The following is a 20,318-nucleotide window of genomic DNA, read 5'->3' as shown; positions in this document are numbered from 1 at the left end:
TTAAGTTGATTTCCTATTTGTTATCCACTGCCAATTGCTTAATCGCAGCCTGCATATCCCCTCCCAGCTTTTCACTGAGGTTCATCACTTCCAGTTTTTCCGATTCTTCGGTGGTATAGGTGTAATATTCCGATTTGCTAACTTCAGTCGCATAAACCGCAGACTGGGTCCCGCCCAATCCGATCCAGACTTCCTTATAAAATCTGTTTGTAGCATTGTTCAAATTGATCGAAAGTACCTGTGCTTTTTCCTTATCGGTAAGTCCAAGCATTTTCTGGATGTCATCAAATTTGTTCATGTACTTTCTTTGATCCAGCAATATCTTGCAGTCTGAGTTGTTGATGATACTTTCCCGCACAATCGGCGAATGGATAATATCGTCCACTTCCTGAGTAACAATAATCGCCTCACCGAAAAACTTTCTCACCGTTTTAAAGAGGTATTTTATGTACTCCGCCATACCTTCCTTAGCGATCGCTTTCCATGCCTCCTCAATTAAAATGAGCTTTCGCACACCTTTCAAACGTCTCATCTTATTAATGAAAACTTCCATCACAATAATGGTCACAATCGGGAATAATGTTTTGTGATCCTTTATGGCATCGATCTCAAACACAATAAACCGTTTAGAAAGCAAGTCCAGCTGCTTGTCGGAGTTCAGTAAATAATCATATTCGCCTCCTTTATAGTACGGCTCCAAAACATTTAGAAAATTGGCAAGATCAAAGTCTTTCTCTCTGACCTGTTTTTCCTCCAGTACCTTTTTATAATCACCCTTCACGTAATCATAAAAACCGTTGAAAGAGGGCTGTTCATTACCTTGTTTGATACGGTCGATATAACCACTTACTGCATTGGAAAGCGCAACTTCTTCCGACCTGGTTGGCGGCTCATCATCACGCTTCCACAATGTCAAGATTAAAGTCTTGATGCTCTCCCGTTTTTCGATGTCAAATACACCATCTTCAGTGTAAAAAGGGTTAAAGGCAATCGGATTATCTTCGGTATAGGTAAAATAAATCCCGTCTTCAGCTTTTGTTTTTGCCTTGATGAGTTCGCATAATCCCTGGTAGCTATTTCCGGTATCTACCAACAACACGTGCGCCCCCTGCTCGTAATATTGCCGAACCATATGATTGGTTAAAAAAGATTTCCCACTACCCGATGGGCCTAATATGAACTTATTACGATTGGTAATGATCCCTTTTTTCATCGGCAAATCAGATATATCCAAATGGATAGGATTACCGGTTAACCGATCACTCATCTTTATTCCGAAAGGAGATAATGAACTTTTATAATTGGTTTCAGCGCTGAAAAAGCACAATGCAGGCTCAATAAAGGTGTAGAAACTTTCTTCACTCGGAAAGTCAGCTGCATTACCGGGAATAGCCGCCCAAAACAGTGTTGCAGCATCAACAGTATTATGCCTTGGTTTACAATCCATGAGCGCAATGGCACTTCCCGTATCATTTTTGATCTGCTTGAATTCATTCGCATCTTCTGACCAGGCTACCACATTAAAATGCGCCCTGATCGAGGAAAGGCCATAAGAATGCGCCTCATTCAGGTAACGCTCGATCCACTCTTTATTAATCTGATTACTTCGGCTATAACGGGACAAGGAATGCATATTCCTGGCGGACTTTTCGAACCTTCGCAGGTTCTCTTCGCTGTTGTCAAGAAACAGGTATTGATTATAAATATGATTACAATTTAGCAGTAGCCCAACAGGTGCAGCAAACGACAACCTACAATCACTACGATCAGTAGATAATTTTTCAAAGCGGGCATCATCGGATACAGAATTTGCAAGATCATCCGGATCAGATAAAGTATGAACAACAATCCTTTTATTTCCCACCCGAACCTGATCAGCTCCAAATGCAATATCCTGCATCGTTACCTGTTCATTAGTATCTAAAGTCAGGTACTGTTCGAGCAGTCCGGACTTTTTTTGCTCCCCTGCAATCTCTGATTCAGTAAGTCTTTCCAACCTGACAAGCCCGGAATCGTTTACAATCCGTTCAAATTGGGCAACAGATTCGATGAACCTGCCCATTGTTTCCTTGTCACTTATTTCCTTTGGAACTAAAACACCCCGGCAAAGCGTTGAAAAATCACTTTTGCTGTTCATTCTTTCCTTAGTCGTTTTAGTCAGAAACAGATAACTATAATGGTTTAAAAACGGGCGTTCATTGAAATGTTTGTGGTAGGATTTCGTCAGAAAACTAAATTCCCCTTTCTCAAAATCAGTTTGATGCGCTTCATTGATGTACCAGTCCTGTTTGTGGACAATACTAAAATCAGGTAAAGTCTTAATGGCTTTATGCCAAGCCGCGTGCATCGCTTCATATTCCGGCGAAGAGACCGTAAACAGCTCAGGTAAGTGAATACGAAAACAAACTGTAATATCTCCACCTTTGGAAACGATACAATTATTCTCCACCCCAAGGATTGGAAACTTACTTTCCAAGGTAGTTACTCTCGAATGGTTTCTCATTTTACGACGGTATTACGTGATTGCAGTAATTGGGCAATTGGTTTTCGACAAGTGATGTATTGCGGGTGTTTTCGTTTAGCCAGTAGCTTCATTAAACCATGCTCACCATAATTCCTATTCAGGCTGAAAGTCCCCCAGACAATACATCCCGAACCTATCCCTGCAACAGCCAGACACAGGTAAGAATTTGCCCCGGCCATATACAGAATCATTACTAAAACCAATGTTGCGAGCAATCCTCCTGTAAACAAAAACAGATATTGCGTCTTTAACCCCTTGAACTCGGCTGACCTGCCGATACCCTTGTTAATGTTATAATTAATCATTGAAGTTGTTTTAAGTGTTAATCAGATAAGCTTAGAATAGCTTGGGAATACCAATTGGATTGGATAAATCATAGTTCGCCGTCAATACCTCTATCTTTCTTTTCCTTGTCTTTGAATTAGCTGCAGCAACACTTACTGTTTGTTCCAATTTGGTTGAGAACCATTTGTTGACACGGATGTAATGACTCAGCTGCGAACTTGGATAGCTGCTCAGTAAAAAACGTCCCTTAACAATTGACAGCAGTTTTAATAAATTTTCAAAATCTTCCTTTGAATAACCATTGTAGTGCCCGCAGTCACTATTAAAATAAGGTGGATCGCAATAATGAAAGGCTTCCTTATAGTCACGGGAACTAATGATCCTAAGCGCATCGGTATTTTCAATCTGAACATTCTGAAGTCTGATCGCATAAGCCTCTGTAAAGGATTCTCGTTTCTTGGTCATCTTTTTTCCCGTTGCTCCTGTTGTTTTATCATATCCCCAGGCATCATCTATGATTGAACTAAACGATTGAGAACATAATACCCACACCGCCCAGGCTCTTTGTATTTGGCTAAACATATGCGGGTTATTATAAATTACAGAAGCATCACTATGAAGTGATCTGCTATGAAGGGTAATCCTGATCATCTTCTCCAGATCAACAAACTGATTCTGCACCATTTCATAAAAATTGATCAGCTCCCTGTTGTAGTCATTGATCACTTCAACCTCAGAAACAGGTTTGGACCAGAATATAGCTCCACCTCCAACAAAAGGTTCAACATACGTGGTATGCCTGGGAATTAAGGGTAAAATAACACGGACAAGATTCTGCTTCCCTCCATAATAGGTTAGTGGTGTAGCGACTATCTTTTTTTGACGGTTCGATGGATTATTCATAGCACATTACAAGAAGAATGATCGAAGAATAGTAGCTGCCACAATCAAAAAGATACAGGCACCAAACCAAGATGCAGCGGTCTTACTGGTATCGGGATCACCGGAACTAAACTTGCTGTAAACTTTCGCTCCGCCAATCAGTCCGACTACAGCCCCAATCGCATAAATCAATCTCGTAGCAGGATCAAAGTAGGAAGTAACCATATCTGTCGCTTCAGTGATACCCGCTACCCCATTTCCTTGGGCATAGGTGTTCCAGGCCGCCAAACCCATAAGGGCTGTCAGCCAAAATCTTTTTTTTAGCATAATAGTTTTGGAATTAGACCACCAAGAGGGCTCTCACGGAGTTCGCTCACTTCAGACCTTTTCGCCCTCCGGTGGTGTTTAACATTTTTTTTGTGGATATCTAGTGGCTCAGACCTGTATTATCCCGAATCAACTTTTCTCATAAGTCACGTTTTTATAAATAGTTATTAATATCAAAATCACTGTCAATGGAATCCATTTCATTTTCATTCTGGTCAGTTTCCGGCGGAACATAACTGTCGATTAAGTGCCTGATCCGGCTTGCATTTGCCGATTTCTCATTCATTAACTGTTCAAAGAATTCAGCACTTTCTAAATCTTTAATGATCTCCAACGTTCCGGCCTCCGCCACCATTTCTACACTTTGGTCTGTTTCAAATAATTGGACAATCTGGCTCATCTGCTCAAAACTATACCCGTTTGCCACATCGAATGGAATCTCATCATCATCATCAAAAACCTCATCCTCTCCTTCCGAACTATATTCCAAACTAACCTCAACCTGCTCACAATCGAAGACCGGTTCCGTTGAAGAATTCATGCTACTTCCAGCAGCATTCTGATCAAAAGTAGTAGGAGTTTTTATAGATTTATCAGCTTGTGTCACCCTGTCCGGCAGTGGCTTAAGTTGGCTTAAATCAACTTTACTTTTACCCATAATTTGCTCTGAATCGATACCATTACCATGTCCCTTAATAGGGCTTTGATAATTTTTAGTTTTACATTTTTCAGTTAAATATTTGCGCCAGAAATAGAAACATACGCCAAGTCCGGCTAACAAAAAAACAGCGATTACATACCTCATTTTATAAGTATTAATGGTTAAAAAATATCACTGTTCTTACTTTGGTAACTCTCTTTGATTTCCTTTTGGAAACTTTCAAAATGATGCGCCAGGACATTATCGAGATAACTGAACAGGCTCAGCTCATTACCACCAATAACCTGCACAATCTTTAGCAGCCGATCATGAAAATCCTTCCTGATATACACACTCTTCCCTAATCTTGCAGTCAGATTAGATTCCTTAATAAATAGGTCAAAGTATCTATCCAACTCGGTCAGTTCAACTTCTTTCTTATTAACCTTAGTAGGAAGCTTTTCTGTACCTCCACCGGTGCTTTGTTTATTTCCTTTGATTGAGGACAGGATAAAGCTTTCATCAATATCCTGATCATTCGTTCTTTCCTTTGCCATCGTTTCCTATATTTTAATTTTTTGAAAAAACTCACTCATCAAGGCATCAAACTGGCTTCCCTTTATCAATTGCTTATCGATGGGAAAAAGCGTGGAACGAAAAACGCCTCTGTTATCCGAACCGATCTCCTTTCGAAACCTTTTGCTGTCCGGCAAAGACGTTTTCAAAACTTCAAGCCCCAGTTCAGCGATAATTTTATTGTACTTCACATATAGGTCCGACTTCTCTCTTCGGTCAACCATATTCCAGATGATATACATTCCCTTGATTTTTGCCTTTCCCGGAGTTATAATACTGTTCTGAAGGGTGAGCGTAAATTGTAAGGTACTTTCCAAGACCACCCGATCAGCACTGACCGGGACAAACAGATAGTCCATCGAAGCCAGGGTTTTTAATACACCGTTACTATTGAGTGTTCCGGGCAGATCGAAAAAAACAATATCCAAGGGCGGTTCACTTTTTTCAATAAGCTCCGTAGCGATCTTAACCGCATCAACCGAATTACTTTCAACAACCGGGTAAGCATTGCGTTTTAACTCAGAAAACTGTTTGTGAGCCATGCGTTTATATAACTCGCTATTCATCACCAAATCCACATCGCGTTCGCGCATTTCAACAATACTATGTTGTGGATAATCACAATCAATAACAGCAACATTTAGCCCCTTCACATAATGAAGGTAGCTGGCTGCAAGTACGGTTAATGTCGTTTTTCCAATACCTCCTTTTTGAGTACTGAAAGCAATTTTTAAAGTCTGTTTTTCCATGATCATTTTTTTAATTGTTAATTCCTATATCCATTTATCCATACATTTCTTTAGTTATTCGAACTGCTATTTACGCGCTGTTATGGTTTTCCATCTCTCTGAATAAACATGGAATCACACGACCGTAACTAAGGCCAATGATCCAGGCGATTAAGCGTATCGCCGTTTGTACAGCCAAACGTAGCTACGGCGATACGTTTGTACAGTCCTTTAGTTTGGTTACTAAACATTCCGATCACCAGCAGGTCATAAATCCTTCTATTTATCTGTAAAAGCAGTCTTACAGTTGGAATCCAAACCAGTTGATTACCGGTATTTAAGTATCTCCATTTCATTGTTTTTCCACTCATCAATTCGTTTATCTCACAAATGAACCCTAAAAAAAAGTGTGTTTTATCCTGTTCCAGTCCACTGGTAACAGCAGTCCTTAACTGACTGTCTTTGACCGGGTAGCACGCTATACAAGCAATTGCACCGGCTCTTAACTTTGTTTCCGGTAAAAAAGCTATTTAAAAAAGATGATCAGGCCTCGGTTCCAAACACCTACCGATCAATTTTTAACTGAAGAGCATTTCCGTCGGGAAATAGCAAGGTGTGTTTTGAGCAGCTTGAAATACTTTCTGATGCTCAAAACGCCTTGCCCTAACGGGAGGGTTTTGGCTCCGAAGTCGCAAAACCTGTAAGTTCTGATTTGATTACTATGGATGAAATTCGTTGGTACTATGAAGCAAGATGATGAAAGAAAAAGAAGTAAGGGAGGCCGGAAGCCAAAGAAAGATCCAGCGGTATTCCGCTATTCAATCAGCTTAAATGAAGTTGAAAATGCTCGATTTTTAGCAATGTTTGAAGCTTCCGGCATGAAAGTTAAAGCACACTACATCACAGCATGCATTTTTGATCGTCCGGTCAAAGTCGTAAAAATCGACAAAGCCATGCTGGACTACTATACCCGGCTGACCACATTCTATGCCCAGTTCCGGTCTATAGGGGTGAATTACAATCAGATCGTTAAGGCATTAAACACACATTACACAGAACAAAAAGCACTTGGTGCAATCTACAATCTGGAAAAACTGACTATTAAGCTTGTAGAACTCAACCAAAAAATAGTGGCTTTATCAAATGAATTCCATCAAAAATGGTTGCAAAAATAAATATCGGCAGTTCGATGTTTGGAGCTTTATCCTATAATCAAACTAAAGTTGATCAGGGAACTGCAAAAGTTCTCGGCGATAATCGCATGATGCAATCAGCCGATGGCACCTATACGATTGGAAGATGTATGGAATCATTTGAACCTTATCTGGCTGCAAATAATAAAACCGAAAAACCGGTAATGCATATTTCATTAAACCCACATCCGGATGATAAACTCAACGATGAACAACTTTCTGAATTAGCAAAAGAATACCTGGAAAAACTGGGCTACGGAGATCAGCCTTATATGATTTACAAACACGAAGACATTGATCGCCATCACATCCATATCGTTACCGTTCGGGTTGATGAAAATGGTAAAAAGATAGATGATGCATTCCAGCATCGCAAATCAAAGGACATTACCAGAGAACTGGAACAAAAGTATCAACTCCGGTCAGCAGAACGGCAGCAACAAAAGGATCTGTTCTGGATGAAAAAAGTTGACCCTAAACAGGGCGATATAAAAAAACAGGTGTCCAATACCATCAAGACACTTTCAAGTACTTACCACTTCCAGAGCCTTAATGAATATCGCGCTTTACTTTCCCTTTACAATTTATCCGTCGAGGAACTCAAAGGAGAACAAAATGGCAAGCCGTTTCATGGCCTTGTCTACTGCGTTACCAATGATAAAGGAGAGAAAATTGGAAATCCTTTCAAATCCTCATTATTTGGAAAACAAGTCGGTGCCGCAGCGCTCAATAATCACATCGAACAAAGCAAAAAGCATATCAAGGAAAAGGACCTAAAATCCAGAACCCGGACTATCATAGATCGAGAAATGAAAGCCTGTAAAAATCAAAAGGATTTTGAAAACAGACTAGCCAAAGAAAATATTGAAGTGGTTTTCCGAAAAAATGACACCGGAAGGATTTACGGTGTAACCTTTATCGACCACCAGCAAAAAACAGTATTGAATGGTTCAAATTTTGGAAAATCGTACTCCGCAAATGCTTTTGAGCAATTATTTAATGGTACTAAAGATCAACTTGCTACTGCTGCTGAAAACACTTCTGTAGAAATACAACCTACTACCACAAGCGAGCAATTACTTGAAAGTACACTGGATTTATTTTCATTGGAAACCCAGGGCGAAGATGTCCAAGAAAATGCCTTCACCAATAGATTAAAACGAAGAAGAAAAAAAAGAAGATAATTAACCCCTTATAGAAATGGCACAGGAAGATGATTTAAGAGGACTTGCGAAAGTCATGGAGTTTATGCGCGGGATCAGCATATTATTTCTAAGCATACACCTTTATTGGTTTTGCTATGAAGATCTACAATCCGGAAATTTTATCTTTCGGACAGTTGATAAAATACTGATCAACTTTCAAAAAACGGCAGGACTGTTTTCCAATTTACTATACACCAAATTCTTTGTGATACTCTTTTTGGCGCTATCCTGTTTAGGTACTAAAGGTGTAAAAAATGAAAAGCTCACCTGGTCAAAGATCTACCCGATCCTAATCACCGGAATGATTCTGTTCTTTTTGAATTGGTGGTTACTGGACTTATCTATTAAGTCGGGCATAAGAACTTTGCTTTATTCAATTACGCTCGTTGCCGGTTACATAATGTTATTGGTTGCCGGACTTTGGATGAGCAGGCTATTAAAAAGCAATCTGATGGAGGACGTATTTAATAATGAAAACGAGTCCTTTATGCAGGAAACTAAACTCATGGAAAACGAATACTCGGTAAATCTCCCGACTTTGTTTTGGTATCAGGGAAAGCAGCATAACGGTTGGATCAATATTGTAAATCCCTTCCGGGCGACAATTGTCTTGGGAACTCCCGGAAGTGGTAAATCCTATGCAATTGTCAACAACTACATTAAACAGCATATAGAAAAGGGGTTCGCCATGTATATCTACGATTACAAATTCCCAGACCTTTCTACCATTGCCTATAATCACTTATTAAAACATAAAGACAAGTATAAAATCCTACCTAAGTTTTTTATGTGATCAACTTTGATAACCCGGCTGGTAGTCATAGATGCAATCCCATAAATCCTGTTTTCATGACCGACATATCCGATGCCTATGAAAGTGCTTATACCATACTCTTAAATCTAAATAAAACCTGGATTCAAAAACAAGGGGATTTCTTCGTGGAAAGTCCAATTATCTTGCTTGCAGCTATAATTTGGTATTTGAAAATGTATGAGAATGGCAAATACTGTACGTTCCCTCATGCGATTGAGTTCCTGAACAAACGTTATGAAGATATATTCCCAATTCTTACCTCCTATCCGGAACTGGAAAACTACTTATCCCCCTTTATGGATGCCTGGCTCGGAGGGGCAGCTGATCAATTACAAGGACAGATCGCTTCCGCCAAAATACCGCTATCCAGAATGATCAGTCCACAATTGTACTGGGTCATGACCGGTGATGATTTTACCTTAGACATCAATAATCCAAAGGAGCCAAAAATCCTATGTGTGGGAAACAATCCGGACAGACAAAACATTTATTCCGCAGCACTAGGTTTATACAATTCCAGGATCGTTAAAATGATCAATAAAAAAGGGCAGCTAAAAAGTTCAATTATTATAGACGAATTGCCCACAATTTATTTTCGGGGCCTTGACAATTTGATCGCAACCGCCAGATCCAATTTTGTAGGAATTTCCTTAGGTTTTCAGGATTTTAGTCAATTATACAGGGACTATGGAGATAAAGAAGCGAAAGTTGTAATGAACACTGTGGGTAATATATTTTCCGGACAAGTGGTGGGTGAAACAGCAAAAACACTATCCGAGCGATTTGGAAAAATCCTTCAGAAAAGGCAATCCCTAACCATTAATCGCAATGATAAATCCACTTCCATTTCAACGCAGCTAGATTCGCTCATCCCTGCTTCAAAAATAAGTAACCTTTCACAAGGAATGTTTGTTGGGGCTGTTTCCGACAACTTTGATGAGCGAATTGAACAGAAAATCTTCCATGCATCCATCGTAGTGGATAATGAAAAAGTCGCAGAAGAAACAAAGAATTATGTCCCTATCCCTCAGATCATCGACTTTACAAATGAAAATGGAATAGATACCATGAAAGAGGTAATCGAACAAAACTATCACCAAATAAAGCAAGAAGCTACTGCAATCGTATTATCAGAATTAGAACGTATTAAAAACAATCCTGATTTAGCACATCTAATTCAAAATCAGAAAAAACCATAAGTATCCAAGTCCCTGAAAATGATAATCAGGGACTCGTAATTCAAAAAGTTACCTTCTAAATCTATCATAGCTCTTGTTATCAGTATCATCCATTTTGATGGTTAACATCCGAACCATTTCATCAAGAAAAATGGTCCGGCTTCCCTTTCGCCTTCGTATTTCTATAAAAGTGTCATAAAAATTGCCTAGTGAAACCTCAAAAGTTTCCGAGAGAAAACCCAGTAACTCTTTTATTTCAACATTTCCATGATTAAAACTACCAGACGCCACCGCAGCGTAAGCAAACTCTACTAGATCAGTTTTGGATTTAGTCCACTTAATAGGCTTTTTTCTTGTACTTTCTATGTTGCTGATATCTCTTGTTATATCTCTATCTTTCCTAATTAACCATTTCACAAGCTTCAATTGCGATTTGACATACGCAGATGCATTCTGAACATAATTTTGGATCACATCTTTGCCCTGATCAGAATAAAGCATTCTATCAATATCATCTAACTGTAACTGGCTATAGGTCAAACTTTGATACAGTCGTAACAAATCGGGTTCTTTAATAAACTCATCAGAAAGTTTACTTAAAAATTCTTCGTAGGCAGCCTGGAAATCCATCAAATTAACTTCACTTCCTGTTGCCTCCAAATACTCAAACAAACGCATTTTGGTGAATCTCATCATTTGGTTTAAAATTTAGGGGTGAATAAAAGTTTAACGAGAGCATAGGAGTTGATGGGTTGGTAAGCGACACGCTCAATTCGTTACACTTAAATTTAAAAAATTAATACTTTTCTTGCAAAGCATTTAGCGCAAGATCAATACCACATTACAGACCAAACAGTTAACAAAAAAAACACACATTACGGCCAACCAGATCCCTAGTCCAGACAACCACTTCCAGGACGGCCTAAACTGACTATATCGAACATTTTTTCAATTACTTTCAATCATGTTTAATCAAAAATCACAACAAAATGGAAGAGAAAATTAATGATCAGCAAGAAGTATTACTGGTTAAAAATGGTAATCGAAAAAAGCTTGAAGTTGTAACGGGTATTGATGAAAAAGGAAAAATTAAAACTGCTCCTCCAGAGCAAGAAAATCAAAATGAGTTTTTAAAAATCAACAAAAATGAAAATGCTTTGGAAAATTTCTTTTCCAATTTCCTACGCCAGGTTAAAAACCCAACACAGTTTAGGTTTTTTAAAATCCCACTTTTAAAGATTAAGGCAGTCCCTAATCTTGAAGATATATTAAACAATCCTAAAAAGCATGTTAATGCCCAGGAGAAAATCAACACGGTCGAAGTAAATCCAAAAGACTATCAGAAACTGGTCTACGTACCGATAGATATTTCACGAATTGATTGGGAGAAATTAGCTAAAAATGGAATAGATCTCCAACTATTAAAAGATACCAATAGTTTAGATCGAATGTTAAACTGGAATAAATCACCTGTTTTATTACCGGTAAACCTAAATTCAAATGATATACAGGTTACAATCAATGCGCGCCTCTCCTTTCGGGAAGTTGAAGGTAAAATAGTTTTGAATATTCACCCGCTTCGCGAAAAGCCAAATTTAGAAAAACAGTTCTACGGTATCAATTTCACCGACCAGGACAAGCATAACCTGCTGACCACAGGTAATGCCGGAAGGGTTATCAATATCAAATCTCAAAATTCAGAAGTCCCGGTTTATGTGTCAATTGACAAACTTACCAATGAACTGGTAGCCATGAATACCAATAAAGTTAAAATTCCTAAAGAAATCAAAGGTGTCAAATTAAATAAAGAGCAACGGCAGCTTCTTCAGGATGGTGAAGCCATTTATTTAAAAGGGATGACCAACAATAAAGGTGAGACATTTAATAGTTTAGTTCAAATCAATGCTGATAAAAGAGGCATATCCTATCGATCAGCCGTTTCAGAACATAATAATAAAGAAATCCTGAATAACAACCGTACCGTTAACATACCATCTCAGCTATTAGGAGTCACACTATCTCAGGAACAGCAAAACTTGCTTAAAGAAGGGAAAGGTATAAAAGTGCAGGGTATGCGTGATCCAAAAACTGGACAATTATTTAATTCATATGTTAAGGTCAATCATGAGAAAAAAAAGCTTGACTTTCCTAAAAATGATCCGGACCAGCCGATAAAGCAAAATACCCAGAATGAAAGGGTAAATAATCAAAGTACAGCACGTCGCAACGGCCCAAAAATCTAGTGTTGATCTAAAAAAAAATTAACTTAAATCTAATACCATGATAGTAATTATAGCAGAGAAGCCCTCAGTAGCGCGCGAGATTGCGGCGATCGTTGGGGCAAATGAGAAAGAGGATGGTTACCTGAGTGGAGATCATTATACGGTTACCTGGGCATTTGGGCATTTAATAGCACTGGCAATGCCTGAAACTTATGGAATCGCCGGTTATCAAAAAGAAAATTTACCTATTATTCCGGAAACATTTATCCTTCAACCAAAACAATTAAAAATACAGAGGGAATATAAAGCAGACTCCGGAGCATTAAAACAATTAAATATAATAGCGAAATTATTTAAAAGCTGCGATTCCATTATAGTAGCAACAGATGCCGGTCGCGAAGGAGAACTGATATTCAGGTATATTTACCAGTACTTAAATATCATAAAACCCTTTCAAAGACTATGGATCAGCAGTCTCACCGAAAAAGCTATTCGTGCCGGACTTGAAAACCTTAAAGCTGGCAATCTATATGACAGTTTATACTTCGCAGCAAGAGCAAGAAGTGAAGCGGACTGGTTAATCGGGATCAATGCAAGTCAGGCTTTGTCCATTTCTGCCGGACAAGGTAGTTATTCTTTAGGGCGGGTGCAGACACCCACACTTAAGATGATTTGTAACCGTTACCATGAAAACAAAGATTTCAAGTCGAGTAATTTTTGGCAGCTGCAGTTAAAAGGAGCTAAGGATGTTGTGGAGTTTAGCTGTAATTCCGAATTAAAATTTGATAACGAAGCTACAGCAATGGAACTCCAGAACAAGATTACCCAGCAAGGTGATTTTTTGGTTCAAAGCTTAGAAACAAAAGAATCAAAACTCCTTCCCCCCTTGTTGTTTGACCTGACAACCCTTCAAAAAGAAGCCAATAAAAAACTTGGATATACCGCTGATCAAACGCTTTCGATTGCACAAGCTTTATACGAGAAAAAATACATCACCTATCCCAGAACAGGAAGCCGGTACATTTCCCAGGATATTCTTGAAACAATTCCCGATCTGATTGTCAATTTGGCTGCAAATTCAAGATTTACCACTCAGGCTATATCATTAGCTTCATTAAATCATCTACCGGTAAATGATAGTAAAGTAACTGATCATCATGCGATTTTAATAACAGAAACAAATCCCAGTACACTTAAAAATGAGGAAGAAGCTATCTATAACTTGATTGCATCACGGCTTCTTGAAGCCTTTTCACCCGAATGTATTAAAGACATCACAACAGTAAAACTCAAATCTGCCGAGGTTTTATTTGTTCTAAAAGGCGCAAGCGTTAAGCAAATCGGTTGGAAAGCCGTATTAAATGAGACCGACGAACAGCAGGATGAAGATTTTACGTTGAATATGCCTTCTCTTGTTGAGGATGAAACTCTACCTTTATTAGCAATTACCACATTAAAGGGACAGACAAGACCTAAACCATTATTGACCGAAGCTTCTCTGCTCTCGCAAATGGAAACAGCCGGTAAAGAACTTGACAATGAAACCGAAAGAGAAGCCATGAAAGGCATCGGCTTGGGAACACCGGCCACTCGTGCCGCTATTATCGAAACCCTGCTTACACGGGAGTACATTAAGCGTGAAAAAAAATCGCTGGTTCCAACAGAAAAAGGCTTGCGTGTCTATGAACTGGTCAAAAATATGCGAATTTCAGATATTTCAATGACCGGGGAATGGGAAAGTACCTTATCCCGAATCGAATCCGCTGATATGAGTCCAGAAACATTTCAGTCAGCCATTGCTATTTACGCAAGACAGATAACAGAAGAGCTTCTAAGTTCCAACATAACAACCCAACAGGATTGTCCAAAATGCAAAACTGGCAAGCTAAGAACTTATTCAAAAGTAATTAAGTGTACAAACGAGCAATGTCAGCTTCCAATTTTCAAGGAAAAAAGCGGCAAACAAATAACTGATCTGCAAATTTCTGATCTTTTAACCAAGGGAAAAACAAGTGTAATTAAAGGATTCGTAAATAAAACAGGAAAAAAATTTGATGCATCCTTAGCATTTGATGATCAATTCCAGGTTGTCTTTGTCTTTGATAAAAAACCTTTTAAAAAGAAAGACAAATAAAAAATCCCGTATTTTCGCTATTGGAGTCCAGGTCAAATGACAACATATCATTTGTGGATTTCTAGTGGCGGCACTGCGGTAGGGATACTGTGGTGCCATTTTTTTACTACACCTACCGCACTGCCACAAAAATAATTTCTAATCAAAAAAATCCAATCATGAATAATAATGAATTATCATATTATAGGCTTGCCCTATTGTCTTTTTTAAAAGACAACCATCCTGATCTTTTCAGCGATGGTGACTTTGTAACTGAACGCGTGGAACTCGCGATTGCTACCTATGCCGATTGCATGAAAGGCGGCTTTGACCATTCCCAAGCTGAGGCATTGGCAAATACAAACCTTTTCAATGGCCTTCAATTTTCAAAATACAACACCTTAAAAAAATTAATATGGGAAGAGTTTGAACAGGAAATCAACACTGACACACTGGCTACAGAACTGCTACCACAGTGTGATGAAATATTCAGTCAATATGAACTCAATGATGAATTCTCATATACTGCTGAGTTCGATCAACTTTATAAAGAACTCACAGGAACAGTTTTAATCTGGCTTGAAAATGAGTTTTAATATAAAAACTGGTGGATTTTGGTGGGAATCAGCGTTATTTTGATCCCACCGAATCCATATAGACTTTAATTATTCTATTTAATATTTTTAACATTTACACACACTTGTGTGTATATCAATTTTACTTTTATTGTACAAATTTGTGGTTGATGAAACAACAACTACGAGACCCTAATTTTTTGATAGCAACTGGTGCCAAATTTAGACGAGTGAGACAAATGCGGGGCTTAACCATTGAGACTGTACTTGAGGATACTAAAATAAATGTTAACAGAATAGAAAAAGGTTACGTCAATATTACTATCTCTACCCTCTCTGCTCTATTGGTTTATTACGATGTAACACCAGCTGAATTCTTTTCAAATGGTTTTGAGGACTACATTAGTTCTTTTATCAATAAAGAATCGGAAGAGCAATAATCGCTTTTTTACCAAACAAGCTATTTCACAATCGAACAATCTGAAAAAACCAGATTACCATATAATTTTCCTTTAAATTGGCCTCGTATTCGAATCTTTGTTTCTGCTTTTACTTTATCGTGTAAGTAATTTGCATGTTCAACATCAAAAAAACAGCCTAACCCCTGAAACTTGCCAATTCCCAAACCAATATAGGGTCGATCCCCAATAGATGTCCCACATTCTAAGACTTCACCATCAAGAATCACCCATTGTCCAATACCAAATTGTTCATTTATCCCCTCTTTATAAAAATCTGAAATATTGTACCTATTTACAATCAAATCATCTTCTGTAATGTCTTCCGAGCTGATAAACAGTTCATGCCCACCAAACCATTGCAATAGCTCATCTTCATTACGCGCTGCGTACATTAATATCAAACTACAAATAGTTAATAGCATCAAGATTATGCCAATTACAAAACTTACTTCAAACCGTGTTTTTGCATTCATAATAAATCTTTTTAAAAGAACAGGGCATTTCTGCCCTGTTCACAACCAAATAGAGAATTATTTGCTTTAGTAAGCAAAAAAAGAATCCACCCCAACCAAAAGGTGGATTTACATTAAATATTATAGATAAACTAGTATATGAAGACCTTTATTGACAATAACCTAAGTTGATCCTTAGGATTTCATTTATTGAGCAATAGATAATAGTTCTTAGTTCTCAATAGAAAAGAATTTGGCTTGGCAGTCAAAAAAAAGTTAAGATAGGACGTTACTCCGCTACTTGTGCAAAGTAACGTTCTTATTGAAATACGGTTATTTATTTAGGCGAATTACAAGACCGCAAACAAATTACCAACCAGTTTTATTACAAGTTATATTCTTAAGTGCAATACTTTGAATTTCCTCGTGAAATAGATCTCGGGTTTGTTCATTCGGAAAGATGAAAACAAATCTATTCAATATATTTCCGGTCTCAGAAAGGTAAATTATCGATGTCAGGTAATCGTTACTGTGATACTTGACAATTACTTTTAAGATGCCCTTTAGTTGCTCTACGCTAACAACTTTAATATCGTCTCCTAGGTCGGATAAGTAACTATCCAAATTTTCTTCGACAATAGGAGAATGTCCTTCATTCAACTTATTCGACAAAAGATATAATAGGTACTTTGGTTTTTTATCTAAAGTAAACTCATAAACATCAATATTAGCGGTTTCTTCTCGTGATTTCGCAAAAACTTTAAAATCCGTCCCCTTTGGTAAGTCAACCTTATAAAATTCTGTAGAAATATTGGTTTGCGCAAAAAGTGCATTAGTACCCAAAAAAGTGAAGAATATTATCCAAATAAAATAATTACGCATAAAAAATCCTTTTTATTAATCTCAACACAAGATTTCCCATCATAAAATAAATCCAAAATGTAAATGACACTAACAGAACAATTAGTGGTGAGAAACAAATTATTATAGCTACACCTTTTACTCCATAGACATTTTCATCATTAAAATTCACCGGCATAATCCCTAATACATTTAATATTGAATGAAGTACAGCAAATGGCAAATAACCAAAGAAGAAAGTTACAAATATCCTCTTAAATAAACCTTTCGGCTTGTCTGCATAGTTTTCGATAATTTTTTTCATTTCTTATCTTAATAAGGTTTAGAAACTACATTTCTAACAATGTTCTATCCTCCCACACATCGACATGATTGCCATTTTCAGCAATTAAAATACGAGATGCTGGTGGAAGATCGAGGTACGGCAATATCAAGGGACACCAGTTAACTAAATGGACTACATTCCAATATCGAATAATTTTCCATATATCTATTTTCCTATGCTATCAGTATTATATACTTTTCTCTTTGAGCTTTAAGTCGTAATAATCCCGCTTTAAGGTTCATCATGACCATTTTATTTAACTGGAATATGAAATACATGTAAGATTGCTCCCCCAGTATTTTTCTATGAAACTCTTAGCGGAATTTTATTATTAACGACATCTTCCTTCTTGGCTGTTAGTTCAAGCGTTATTTGATTCTCTGGATTTGACTCCCTTAAACATTATCATGATTACTTCGTTACCCTTCCTAAAGATTAAACTTTGATCGTCATATTGTACTCTTTTTTGAAGAACATCCAAAAAGAATCAAGACACCTAAAATGATTATAGTTTTATTCATATCTATCTTTTAAATATGTAACTCGTTAAAAGTGCAACTCCACCTAATATTGCTATTGATAATGTAGCATTTATATAAGGATCTTCTTTTAGCAACGAACCAAATGTTCTTCGCTTATGAAGAAATATCCATCTTATAAAGGCACCTGGATACCTAAAAAGCAATACTATCACGACTTCTAATATTAGTTCCATAATTACTATTTATTTTTCTAAAGATTTCATGCCATTTTATACCATCATCAGTAGCTTTTATCATTATGGCATTTTGCCCAGATTCTTTTAATAATACATCAATACCAATGGCTCCAATCAGAATTTTATCGTTTTCTATTTCCTTTACAATTTTATCTGAAAAAACACTTATAGCTTTTTCTGCATTGAAATCAGGGTCATCATCATTTATGATTCCTAAAGTTTCAATTGTACAATCAGCCGTCAAAACGGAACCGTATGGAAAAAACTCACCTAATTCACCTAAAAACACTTTAGCTTGATCAAGCATAATGTTAATTAAATCATTGAATGCCTTGTAACGATTCTCCATGTAATGATAATTACATTTTTACGAACCAAGTCCCCAAACACATTCTCCATTAACGATCCTATATGGATAGTTATCTTCTGACCAGTTTTCTCCATCGGTTGATAAAATCAGACATAAAACATCAATCATCCCTGTATCAATCCTATCGATAGTTACATCGTATGCAATTGCACCTGCTTGAATATGATTGCTTTTAATCTCTTCTGAAAAATTATTTTTTAAAACTGTGATAACATTTAATATATCCTCACTATCGTCCATTATTACTACTGGCTTAATCTCAGAATCGATTAATTTCGAACCGAATGGAGCAAAAAGTCCCATATCATCTATAAAAAATTTAGCCCTCTTAAAAATATCATTTTGTAGTTCCAGTAACAGTTCCTCTGATACTATATTATTTGACATATTTTTTATTTTTACTTAAATTAACAATCAAGTTTTAAATGTCTAATTGTTTCGTTTTTCCAACCAAATAAAATATTATGAAGTTCGTTCTTATTTGAAATTTGATCCCTTAGTAGTTTGGCTTGTTCAAAAATGTTACGTTTCCAATTAATACTCATATCTTCTTCCTCTAAAATTGAAATATATTTTGTCATTAATTCAAATCGTTCATCTAATAAGTCATAGCAAGAAGATAGCACAACAGCCTGTACCATCCTTAAGTTTACACACTTGTCCTCATAATATTTATAAAAAGAAGTTGGCGAATTAAAAATAGACAGAAAAGTGTCTATGCTTCTATTCATCTCCATTTCCAATGATGAGAAAAGTAATCTATTCTCGCTTTCAGGATTAATTTCCCAAAAATCACTTACAGTATTTGTAACTCTGTAGCCAAAAGTCAAAGATATATCCTCAGAAGGTACATAAAGAGGCTGAACAAATGCATTTAAATAAAAGCCATTGCTATTAAGCCCAGATCTTTCGAAACAAAAACCAACCAATAAACTATCTATTGGTTTTTTGTATAAAATATCTCCTTTCAATATATAATCCGTTGGCATTTTATCTTTTAGATACAGATTGTAGATTGTCTTAATTTCAGAATGCTTCATAATTACTTTTTTGGTTTTATCTCCAAGACTTGTGTTTTATCTGGAAGATGTTGGTTATACTTTTTAATATTTTTATCAGTAAGTTTTGCGTCCCCAGTTTTTAAGTCATACACTGCTTTTGGTTTATCAACATTCCCATAAATGGCATCAGCCCGAACTGATCCTTTAGTTCCATATTTTACCCTAACACCATCTTTATAAGACACTTCAGAAGTCACTCCTTTTATTTTACTTACATTTTTTGCAAACTCTGAATGCACCTTAGTACTGTAAACAGCTCCTTTTCCTTCACCAACTGTTTTCACGGCTGAATCAGCAGCCTCTTGTAACTGTGTTGATACACTTACATTTTTTGTTATACCAGAAGCTTCGGATTGGGTCACCCCTTTTACACTTCCCCCTTTAACCGCTGCAGCTCCAGTTACAATCGTTGCAAAGTTAGCATAATCAGCAGCCGCAGCTACAGCCTCCTGAAAGCTTATGCTTTCACCGCTTCTATATCTATCGTACGTTTGAACAGCCTGAACACCTGGGAAGTTATCGGCAATGGAGTTTGCAGCAGCCCCTCGTTCACCCGGATTATCGCTGAACAATCCTTTAATGGTATTGACTACTCCTTTGAAAGCTGAATATTCATCTTTCATATAGTTTTCTCTACCTCTGTTAATCACCAATTCCAGTCCTTCAAGTTCTACACCCAATCCAAGTTTATTTTCCTGGAAAGCGTAAGTAGAATTGTAGGCATATTGTTCAGCAAGCGGATCAATAGACATAAACCTACCGATTGCATAATCATAATTGCGCCACTTAAAACTATCCCAATTAAGCC

22 protein-coding genes and 2 pseudogenes are annotated in these 20,318 nt (G+C 37.2%); 7 read left to right on the top strand and 17 right to left on the bottom strand.

What is annotated here, in order from left to right:
* Positions 1 to 13: 13 nt before the first annotated feature.
* The 8 genes from B3394_RS10675 to B3394_RS10640 all read right to left on the bottom strand — a co-directional run bounded on the left by B3394_RS10675 (position 14) and on the right by B3394_RS10640 (position 6,318).
* Positions 14 to 2,503: a TraG family conjugative transposon ATPase gene (locus tag B3394_RS10675; protein ID WP_286920289.1), complete on the bottom strand. Its 2,490-nt coding sequence runs from the start codon at positions 2,501 to 2,503 to the stop codon at positions 14 to 16.
* Positions 2,500 to 2,829 (bottom strand): DUF4133 domain-containing protein, encoded by a 330-nt coding sequence (locus B3394_RS10670; protein WP_286920284.1) that lies wholly within the window; start codon positions 2,827 to 2,829, stop codon positions 2,500 to 2,502. The genes B3394_RS10675 and B3394_RS10670 overlap by 4 nt, the downstream gene beginning before the upstream one ends.
* Positions 2,830 to 2,860: 31 nt before the next feature.
* A complete protein-coding gene (locus B3394_RS10665) occupies positions 2,861 to 3,712 on the bottom strand; it encodes a DNA adenine methylase (RefSeq protein WP_286920250.1) in 852 nt (283 codons plus the stop codon).
* 6 nt (positions 3,713 to 3,718) lie between these two features.
* Positions 3,719 to 4,018 (bottom strand): DUF4134 domain-containing protein, encoded by a 300-nt coding sequence (locus B3394_RS10660; RefSeq protein ID WP_286920246.1) that lies wholly within the window; start codon positions 4,016 to 4,018, stop codon positions 3,719 to 3,721.
* A 154-nt stretch (positions 4,019 to 4,172) separates the two neighbouring features.
* On the bottom strand, positions 4,173 to 4,823 hold the full coding sequence (locus B3394_RS10655) for a hypothetical protein (RefSeq protein WP_286920242.1): 651 nt from the start codon (positions 4,821 to 4,823) through the stop codon (positions 4,173 to 4,175).
* A 17-nt stretch (positions 4,824 to 4,840) separates the two neighbouring features.
* Positions 4,841 to 5,215, bottom strand: a complete 375-nt coding sequence (locus B3394_RS10650; RefSeq protein WP_286920226.1) for a DUF3408 domain-containing protein — start codon at positions 5,213 to 5,215, stop codon at positions 4,841 to 4,843.
* Positions 5,216 to 5,221: 6 nt separating this feature from the next.
* Positions 5,222 to 5,983: a ParA family protein gene (locus tag B3394_RS10645; RefSeq protein WP_286920212.1), complete on the bottom strand. Its 762-nt coding sequence runs from the start codon at positions 5,981 to 5,983 to the stop codon at positions 5,222 to 5,224.
* A gap of 128 nt (positions 5,984 to 6,111) precedes the next feature.
* On the bottom strand, positions 6,112 to 6,318 hold the full coding sequence (locus B3394_RS10640; RefSeq protein WP_286920211.1) for a hypothetical protein: 207 nt from the start codon (positions 6,316 to 6,318) through the stop codon (positions 6,112 to 6,114).
* A gap of 387 nt (positions 6,319 to 6,705) precedes the next feature.
* On the opposite strand from B3394_RS10640, the gene mobA reads away from it, so the two are divergent.
* From mobA to mobC, 3 genes and pseudogenes are all read left to right on the top strand, one after another.
* Positions 6,706 to 7,137, top strand: a complete 432-nt coding sequence (gene mobA / locus B3394_RS10635; RefSeq protein WP_286920210.1) for a conjugal transfer protein MobA — start codon at positions 6,706 to 6,708, stop codon at positions 7,135 to 7,137.
* Positions 7,122 to 8,339, top strand: a complete 1,218-nt coding sequence (gene mobB, locus B3394_RS10630) for a conjugal transfer protein MobB (protein WP_286920209.1) — start codon at positions 7,122 to 7,124, stop codon at positions 8,337 to 8,339. Before mobA ends, mobB begins: the two co-directional genes overlap by 16 nt.
* Before the next feature lie 16 nt (positions 8,340 to 8,355).
* Positions 8,356 to 10,373, top strand: a pseudogene (gene mobC / locus B3394_RS10625) (conjugal transfer protein MobC).
* Positions 10,374 to 10,421: 48 nt separating this feature from the next.
* Here the strand turns inward: mobC and B3394_RS10620 are convergent.
* Complete coding sequence (locus tag B3394_RS10620; protein WP_286920208.1) at positions 10,422 to 11,048, bottom strand: RteC domain-containing protein; 627 nt, start codon at positions 11,046 to 11,048, stop codon at positions 10,422 to 10,424.
* 293 nt (positions 11,049 to 11,341) lie between these two features.
* On the opposite strand from B3394_RS10620, the gene B3394_RS10615 reads away from it, so the two are divergent.
* From B3394_RS10615 to B3394_RS10600, 4 genes are all read left to right on the top strand, one after another.
* Positions 11,342 to 12,595, top strand: coding sequence for a DUF3945 domain-containing protein (locus B3394_RS10615; RefSeq protein WP_286920207.1), 1,254 nt, complete (start codon positions 11,342 to 11,344; stop codon positions 12,593 to 12,595).
* Positions 12,596 to 12,632: 37 nt separating this feature from the next.
* On the top strand, positions 12,633 to 14,708 hold the full coding sequence (locus B3394_RS10610) for a type IA DNA topoisomerase (protein WP_286920206.1): 2,076 nt from the start codon (positions 12,633 to 12,635) through the stop codon (positions 14,706 to 14,708).
* Positions 14,709 to 14,866: 158 nt separating this feature from the next.
* The gene (locus B3394_RS10605) at positions 14,867 to 15,283 is read left to right on the top strand and encodes a DUF1896 family protein (protein ID WP_286920191.1); all 417 of its coding nucleotides are present in this window, start codon (positions 14,867 to 14,869) and stop codon (positions 15,281 to 15,283) included.
* Positions 15,284 to 15,432: 149 nt separating this feature from the next.
* Entirely contained in the window at positions 15,433 to 15,702 is a 270-nt protein-coding gene (locus tag B3394_RS10600; RefSeq protein ID WP_286920189.1) for a helix-turn-helix domain-containing protein, read from the top strand.
* Between the two features lie 20 nt (positions 15,703 to 15,722).
* On the opposite strand, the gene B3394_RS10595 is transcribed toward B3394_RS10600, so the two are convergent.
* From B3394_RS10595 to B3394_RS10565, 8 genes and pseudogenes are all read right to left on the bottom strand, one after another.
* Positions 15,723 to 16,196, bottom strand: coding sequence for a hypothetical protein (locus tag B3394_RS10595; RefSeq protein ID WP_286920178.1), 474 nt, complete (start codon positions 16,194 to 16,196; stop codon positions 15,723 to 15,725).
* Positions 16,197 to 16,544: 348 nt separating this feature from the next.
* Entirely contained in the window at positions 16,545 to 17,057 is a 513-nt protein-coding gene (locus B3394_RS10590; protein ID WP_286920177.1) for a hypothetical protein, read from the bottom strand.
* A complete protein-coding gene (locus B3394_RS10585) occupies positions 17,050 to 17,340 on the bottom strand; it encodes a hypothetical protein (RefSeq protein WP_286920176.1) in 291 nt (96 codons plus the stop codon). The genes B3394_RS10590 and B3394_RS10585 overlap by 8 nt, the downstream gene beginning before the upstream one ends.
* Positions 17,341 to 17,365: 25 nt before the next feature.
* Positions 17,366 to 17,512 carry an immunity protein Imm33 domain-containing protein gene (locus B3394_RS18225; protein WP_422653557.1) on the bottom strand — a complete coding sequence of 49 codons (147 nt, stop codon included), beginning with the start codon at positions 17,510 to 17,512 and terminating at the stop codon, positions 17,366 to 17,368.
* Positions 17,513 to 18,035: 523 nt separating this feature from the next.
* Positions 18,036 to 18,428 carry a hypothetical protein gene (locus tag B3394_RS10580; protein ID WP_286920175.1) on the bottom strand — a complete coding sequence of 131 codons (393 nt, stop codon included), beginning with the start codon at positions 18,426 to 18,428 and terminating at the stop codon, positions 18,036 to 18,038.
* Between the two features lie 18 nt (positions 18,429 to 18,446).
* Positions 18,447 to 18,836, bottom strand: a complete 390-nt coding sequence (locus tag B3394_RS10575) for a hypothetical protein (protein WP_286920171.1) — start codon at positions 18,834 to 18,836, stop codon at positions 18,447 to 18,449.
* 20 nt (positions 18,837 to 18,856) lie between these two features.
* Positions 18,857 to 19,489 carry a hypothetical protein gene (locus B3394_RS10570; RefSeq protein ID WP_286920167.1) on the bottom strand — a complete coding sequence of 211 codons (633 nt, stop codon included), beginning with the start codon at positions 19,487 to 19,489 and terminating at the stop codon, positions 18,857 to 18,859.
* Between the two features lie 2 nt (positions 19,490 to 19,491).
* Positions 19,492 to 20,318 (bottom strand): annotated as a pseudogene (locus B3394_RS10565) (hypothetical protein); the annotation flags it as partial.

The organism is Flavobacterium sp. UBA4197, from assembly GCF_002379575.1.
GTDB lineage: Bacteria > Bacteroidota > Bacteroidia > Flavobacteriales > Flavobacteriaceae > Flavobacterium > Flavobacterium inviolabile.
This window is presented reverse-complemented; position numbering and strand designations above follow the sequence as displayed.